2 protein-coding genes and 1 pseudogene are annotated in these 2,930 nt (G+C 65.8%); 1 reads left to right on the top strand and 2 read right to left on the bottom strand.

Annotation, left to right across the window (positions count from 1 at the left end; all coding sequences use genetic code 11):
* Window positions 1–144: 144 nt before the first annotated feature.
* Window positions 145–1,656 (bottom strand): CoA-acylating methylmalonate-semialdehyde dehydrogenase, encoded by a 1,512-nt coding sequence (locus U1839_RS26670; RefSeq protein WP_332806587.1) that lies wholly within the window; start codon window positions 1,654–1,656, stop codon window positions 145–147.
* A gap of 118 nt (window positions 1,657–1,774) precedes the next feature.
* On the opposite strand from U1839_RS26670, the gene U1839_RS26665 reads away from it, so the two are divergent.
* A complete protein-coding gene (locus U1839_RS26665) occupies window positions 1,775–2,647 on the top strand; it encodes a LysR substrate-binding domain-containing protein (RefSeq protein ID WP_332806586.1) in 873 nt (290 codons plus the stop codon).
* A gap of 149 nt (window positions 2,648–2,796) precedes the next feature.
* Here the strand turns inward: U1839_RS26665 and U1839_RS26660 are convergent.
* Window positions 2,797–2,930, bottom strand: a pseudogene (locus tag U1839_RS26660) (IS5/IS1182 family transposase); the annotation flags it as partial.

Genomic DNA, 2,930 nt, shown 5'->3' with positions numbered 1-2,930 from the left:
AAAACTCTTCCCGTTGTGACAAGATCGAAGACTCCTTGAATGGCATCGGGCACCTCCGCACCCAATGTGTTCACCATGTCTCCGAACACCTGTTCGCTATCTCTCCGGTCTATACACGGAGCTGGGGAGGAACTTGGAAGAAAGTCACCCCATTGTCGGGATGACGAAGGCGTTGGCGGCGTCGCCCCCAAGCTCATTGGCGCCGCCGTCAGGCCAGCGCTGGGTGATGGTCTTGACCTTGGTCCAGAACTTCACGCCTTCCATGCCGTGCTGGTTGGTATCGCCAAAGGCCGAGCGCTTCCAGCCGCCGAAGCTGTGATAGGCGACGGGCACCGGGATCGGCACGTTGATGCCGACCATGCCGACATTGACGCGCGCGGCGAATTCGCGCGCGGCATGGCCGTTGCGGGTGAAGATCGCGACGCCGTTGCCATATTGATGCTCGCTCGGCAGGCGGACCGCATCCTCGAAATCTTTGGCACGGACGATCTGGAGGACGGGGCCGAAAATCTCTTCCTTGTACGATTGCATGTCGGTGGTGACGTGATCGAACAGGCTCGGGCCGATGAAGAAGCCCTGCTCATGGCCCTGCAGCGTGAAGTTGCGGCCATCGACGACGAGCTCGGCGCCTTCATCGACGCCGGTCTGGATCCAGTTCTCGACGCGCTGCTTGTGCGCGGCGTTGATCACCGGGCCGTAATGCGCGTCATTGTCGGTCGAGATGCCGACGCGCAGCGCGGCGATGGCAGGCAGCAGTTTCTCGCGCAGCGCAATGGCGGTCTTCTCGCCGACGGGGACGACGACGGGGAGCGCCATGCAGCGTTCACCGGCCGAGCCGAACGCCGCACCCGACAGATCGGCGACGACCTGGTCGAGATCGGCATCGGGCATGACGATGCCGTGGTTCTTGGCGCCGCCCATCGCCTGGACGCGCTTGCCGGCGGCGACGCCGCGGCGATAGACATAATGCGCGATGTCGGACGAGCCGACGAAGCTGACCGCGCTGATCGCCGGGTGATCGAGGATCGCGTCGACCATCTCCTTGTCGCCGTGGACGACCTGGAGGATGCCCTCGGGCAGGCCGGCCTCGCGGAACAGTTCGGCGAGGCGCACCGGCACCGACGGGTCGCGCTCGGACGGCTTGAGGATGAAGGCGTTGCCAGTGGCGATGGCGACGCCCGACATCCACAAGGGGATCATCGCCGGGAAGTTGAACGGGGTGATGCCGGCGCCGATGCCGAGCGGCTGGCGCATCGAATAGACGTCGATGCCGGGGCCGGCGCCCTGGGTATATTCGCCCTTGAGCACGTGCGGAATGCCGCAGCAGAACTCGATCACCTCAAGCCCGCGCTGGATGTCGCCCTTGGAGTCAGCGATGACCTTGCCATGCTCGGACGAGAGCAGGCTGGCCAGCTCGTCCATGTTCTTCTCGACCAGCGCCTTGAAGTTGAACATCACGCGGGCGCGGCGTTGCGGGTTGGTCGCGGCCCAGCCGGGCTGCGCCTTCTGCGCAGCGGCGACGGCGGCGTCGAGTTCGGCCTGGGTGCCGAGATTGACGGTCGCCTGGACCTGGCCGGTATTGGGATCGAACACGTCACCCGTGCGCCCGGCGCCACCGCCCGAGTGACCGACAATCAGATGATCGATGACGCGCATGACGTTCTCCTGAGATTCCGTGCCCCGGGGGCAGTGGTTGCGGGCTCTATCCCACCGCGCATTTATGCATGCAAGGCTCCATCTTTGCGGGTAGCATGTGCATTTTTGCGGGGGATGGATGCGCAACTGGGACGATCTGCGGATTTTCCTCGCGGTGGCGCGGGCGCAGCGACTGGCGGCGGCGGCGCGGTTGCTCGGCATCGACGTGACGACGGTCGGGCGGCGGCTGGCGCGGCTCGACGCGGCGATCGGCGCGCCGCTGTTCGCGACGATCGGCGGCGAGCGGCGACTGAGCGAGGCGGGCCAGGCGCTGCTGCTGCATGCCGAGACGATCGAGGCGGCGGTACTGGCGGCGAGCGAGGGCGACCGGCAGGGATCGGCATTGTCGGGGCATGTCCGGCTGAGCCTCGCCGAGGGGCTGGCGACGCATGTCGTGGCACCGGGGCTGGCGCGGTTCCGCCGCGATCACCCGCAATTGCGGCTCGACCTGATCACCGCCTCGGGCTTTCTCAACCCGTCGAAGCGCGAGGCCGATATCGCGGTGATGCTGGCGCGGCCGCGCAACCGGCAATTGCAGGCGAGCCGGCTGGCCGATTACCGGCTGCAGCTCTACGCGACGCGCGACTATCTCGACGCGCACGGCATGCCGGCCGACGCGGCGGCTCTGCGCGACCATGCGCTGATCGGTTACGTGCCCGAACATATCCATGCGGTGGAGCTGGATTATCTGAGCGAGATCCATGCCGGGCTGGTGGCACGGGCGCGCAGCACGAGCATCAACGTGCAGCATGCGATGATCCGCACCGGGGCGGGGATCGGCATTTTGCCCGACTTCATCGCGCGCGACGATACGCGGCTGGTGGGCGTGCTGTCGGACCGGGTCTCGCTCGGGCGGACCTTCTGGCTGGTGACGCATGAGGACACGCACGCCACGCCGCGGATCGAGGCGGTGACGGCGTGGCTGCGCGCGGTGGTGGCGGGGATTGGGTGATGCTCCGGATGATTGAGCCAGCCCTTTCTCAATTGGGGCAGACGGTAGCGATTGAGGGCGACGGACGGCTTAACTTGGTGGTTAGGCGACGGGCGGCTTTGCGGTGCCAAGAGTGAAAAGCCGACCTAAGAGCCTGATTCAAAAGTTTCTCAACTGATTGAGACTTTTGCGATTCTGCGGGTGATCATGCGGATGCTGGCGATGGTTGCCCATGCGGTCGAGCTTTCGATGGATCGTTCCCAGTCCTTGGCAAGGCGTCGGCATCGCCCGAGCCAGGCGAAAG

This window comes from Parasphingomonas halimpatiens, from assembly GCF_036663795.1.
GTDB lineage: Bacteria > Pseudomonadota > Alphaproteobacteria > Sphingomonadales > Sphingomonadaceae > Sphingomonas.
Note: the sequence above shows the minus strand (reverse complement) of the source record. Positions and strands in the feature narration are given on the sequence as shown.

Bases quoted from the DNA above. Each gene is read 5' to 3' on its own strand.
- U1839_RS26665 (WP_332806586.1), top strand. From the start codon at position 1,775: ATGCGCAACTGGGACGATCTGCGGATTTTCCTCGCGGTGGCGCGGGCG.
- U1839_RS26670 (WP_332806587.1), bottom strand. From the start codon at position 1,656: ATGCGCGTCATCGATCATCTGATTGTCGGTCACTCGGGCGGTGGCGCC.